At 66.6% G+C, this 2,799-nt stretch carries 2 protein-coding genes; both read left to right on the forward strand.

The features are described 5' to 3' along the window. The first annotated feature begins 84 nt into the window (after positions 1–84). Positions 85–1,629, forward strand: coding sequence for an ABC transporter permease (locus P2P98_RS11765; RefSeq protein ID WP_275800014.1), 1,545 nt, complete (start codon positions 85–87; stop codon positions 1,627–1,629). A gap of 31 nt (positions 1,630–1,660) precedes the next feature. Continuing rightward, entirely contained in the window at positions 1,661–2,710 is a 1,050-nt protein-coding gene (locus tag P2P98_RS11770) for an ABC transporter permease (protein ID WP_275800015.1), read from the forward strand. Positions 2,711–2,799 lie beyond the last annotated feature (89 nt).

A 2,799-nucleotide genomic window follows, 5' to 3' on the forward strand; every position in this document is an offset into this window, starting at 1 on the left:
GCGCCGAACCCGGACCGCTCGCGACTATCCTTTCCTGGGCACCTACAGGTGCCTTTCCACCCGATCGAAAGAAGTCCTCCCGCGATGGTCGGATTCATCCTCAGGCGCATCGCCGTCTCGATCCTGGTTCTGCTCGCAGCATCGTTCATCATGTACGTGCTGGCCGCCAACTCCGGCGACCCCCTGCAGGACCTGCGCGACAGCTCCGCCGCAAACCGTGACCAGCTCATCGCCGCCCGTGTCGCGGCGCTCGACCTGAACGTCCCGGTGCCCCTGCGTTACTTCCTCTGGCTCGGCGGTGCCGCCGGCTGCCTCGTTCCGTTCACCGGTGCCTGCAACCTCGGCCTCACCGTCTCGAACGCGGCCGTCCTCGACATCCTCCCGACCGCCATCGGCTCGACTCTCCAGCTCGTGACGGCGTCGTTCGTGCTGGCCATCGTGCTCGGCATCGTGGTCGGCGTGGTCTCGGCCCTGCGCCAGTACAGCGGATTCGACTTCGGCATCACGCTGCTCAGCTTCTTCCTCTTCTCGCTGCCGTCGTTCCTCGTCGCCGTCCTCCTCAAGGAGTTCATGGCGCTCGGGTTCAACAGCTTCCTCGAGTCGGCCACGTCCATCCCGATCTGGCTGATCGTCCTGCTGGCCGTGATCACCGCCGTCATCTGGCAGGCCATGATCGGCGGCGACGTCCGTCGTCGCGTGATCGTCGCTGCGGTCTCGGGTCTCGCGACCGTCGCCCTGCTGGTGTACTTCAACGTCACCGACTGGTTCCGCAACCCGGGTCTCGGGCCCGTCGGTCTCCTCCTGCTGATCGCCGGGATCGTGGTGATCACGACCGCTCTGATCGCGGGTCTGCAGAACCGCCGCGCTCTCATCGTCGCCGCGCTGAACGGCGCGATCGCGTACGCGTGCTACTACGCGCTGCAGGGACTCTTCGACATCTCGACGTTCAACACGATCATCATCCTGGGCGTCGTCGCGGTCGCCGTCGGTGTGATCTCGGGCTACGTCCTGGGTGCACCCGATCGGGGTATGGCCGCGCGCATCGGCGCCCTGGTGGCCTTCCTCTCCGGCGCCCTCGTCGTGCTCGACCGCTACATGCAGTCGTGGCCGCAGTACGTCAACAACCCCCGCATCAACGGGCGTCCGATCGCGACGGTCGGTGCGAGCACGCCGGGGTTCACCGGTGACATGTGGATCACCGGCATCGACACGTTCACCCACCTCCTGCTGCCGACGGTGTCGTTGCTGCTCATCTCCTTCGCGGGATACACGCGGTACGCGCGTGCCGGAATGCTCGAAGTGATGAACCAGGACTACATCCGCACGGCGCGCGCGAAGGGCCTCCCCGAGCGGACCGTCATCCTGCGCCACGGGCTGCGCAACATGCTGATCCCGATCGTGACCCTCGTCGCGACCGACATCGGCGCACTCCTGGGTGGTGCCGTCATCACGGAGAGGGTCTTCGCGATCTCGGGAATGGGAGCGCTGTTCGTCACGTCCATCCAGCGCGTCGACGTCAACCCGGTGATGGGCTACTTCATCGTCATCGCGATCACCGCGATCGTCTTCAACTTCCTGGCTGATCTCGCCTACGCCACGCTCGACCCGCGCGTGCGAGTGGTCGCATGATCGCCGTCATCCGAATCCCGGAGGTCCTCCGATGACCCAGATGCTTCCCGAGCCGGCCAACGTCGACGCTCCGCCGCCCGCGGACGAGCGCAACACGGTCGGGGTGAGCCAGGGACGGCTCATCCTCCGGCGCTTCCTCTCCAACAAGGTCGCCGTCGTGTCAGGCATCCTGTTCATCCTCGTCGCCGTCTTCTCGGTCTCGGCGATCGGTCTCGGCCCCATCCCCGGGTGGTGGAAGTACGACTACACGACCCTCAACCCGCAGAACGACGGAGGGGCGCCGACGCTGTCGATCTGGCCCTTCTCGGTCGGCGAGCACCCGTTCGGTCAGGACCGCATCGGCATCGACTACTTCGCGATGACGATGCGCGGCATCCAGAACTCGATCCTCGTGATGATCGTGATCAGCTTCGTGGGCACGGCCGTCGGTACCGTCATCGGTGCTCTCGCCGGGTACTACCGCGGCTGGGTGGACTCGGTCCTCATGCGCATCACCGACGTGTTCATCGTCATCCCGATCATCGTGATCGGTGCCGTCGTCGGTCGCGCGACCGGTGGTCTCGGCGTGATCCCGCTGGCGTTCTTCCTCGCGATGATCTCGTGGACCACGATCGCGCGCCTCGTCCGCGCCGAGTTCCTGACGCTGCGCGAGCGTGAGTTCGTCGAGGCGGCTCGTGTTGCGGGGGCGAGTGATGCGCGCATCATCTTCAAGCACATCCTGCCCAACGCCATCGGCGTGGTCATCGTCGCGGCGACGCTGCTGGCGGCATCCGCGATCCTCCTCGAGACGGCCCTGAGCTACCTGCAGCTCGGTGTGCGTCCGCCGGACGTCTCGCTCGGCCTGATCATCTCCGACAACCAGTCGGCGTTCCAGACCCGCCCGTGGCTCTTCTGGTGGCCCGCTGTCTTCATCGTTCTGCTCGCGGTCCTCGTGAACTTCGTCGGTGACGGCCTGCGCGACGCCTTCGACCCGCGTCAGAAGCGCTTCTCGCTGCGCCGCACGAAGGAGCAGCCGGCGTCGTCGACGACGGCCCCGGCGAGCACGCAGGCGCGGGTGCACCCGGAGACGCCGTCGTCATGACGACCGTCTCTCGGCGGGTGTCAGGCCAGTGCGACGGCCAGCACCATTCCGGCGACACCCGCGATCAGCAGCAGCAGGTTGTCGACGCG

This window comes from Microbacterium sp. Kw_RZR3 (assembly GCF_029222405.1).
Lineage (GTDB): Bacteria > Actinomycetota > Actinomycetes > Actinomycetales > Microbacteriaceae > Microbacterium.

What these genes read in the sequence shown, in the direction of transcription:
- P2P98_RS11765 (WP_275800014.1), top strand. Translation starts at nt 85, where the DNA reads ATGGTCGGATTCATCCTCAGGCGCATCGCCGTCTCGATCCTGGTTCTG.
- P2P98_RS11770 (WP_275800015.1), top strand. Translation starts at nt 1,661, where the DNA reads ATGACCCAGATGCTTCCCGAGCCGGCCAACGTCGACGCTCCGCCGCCC.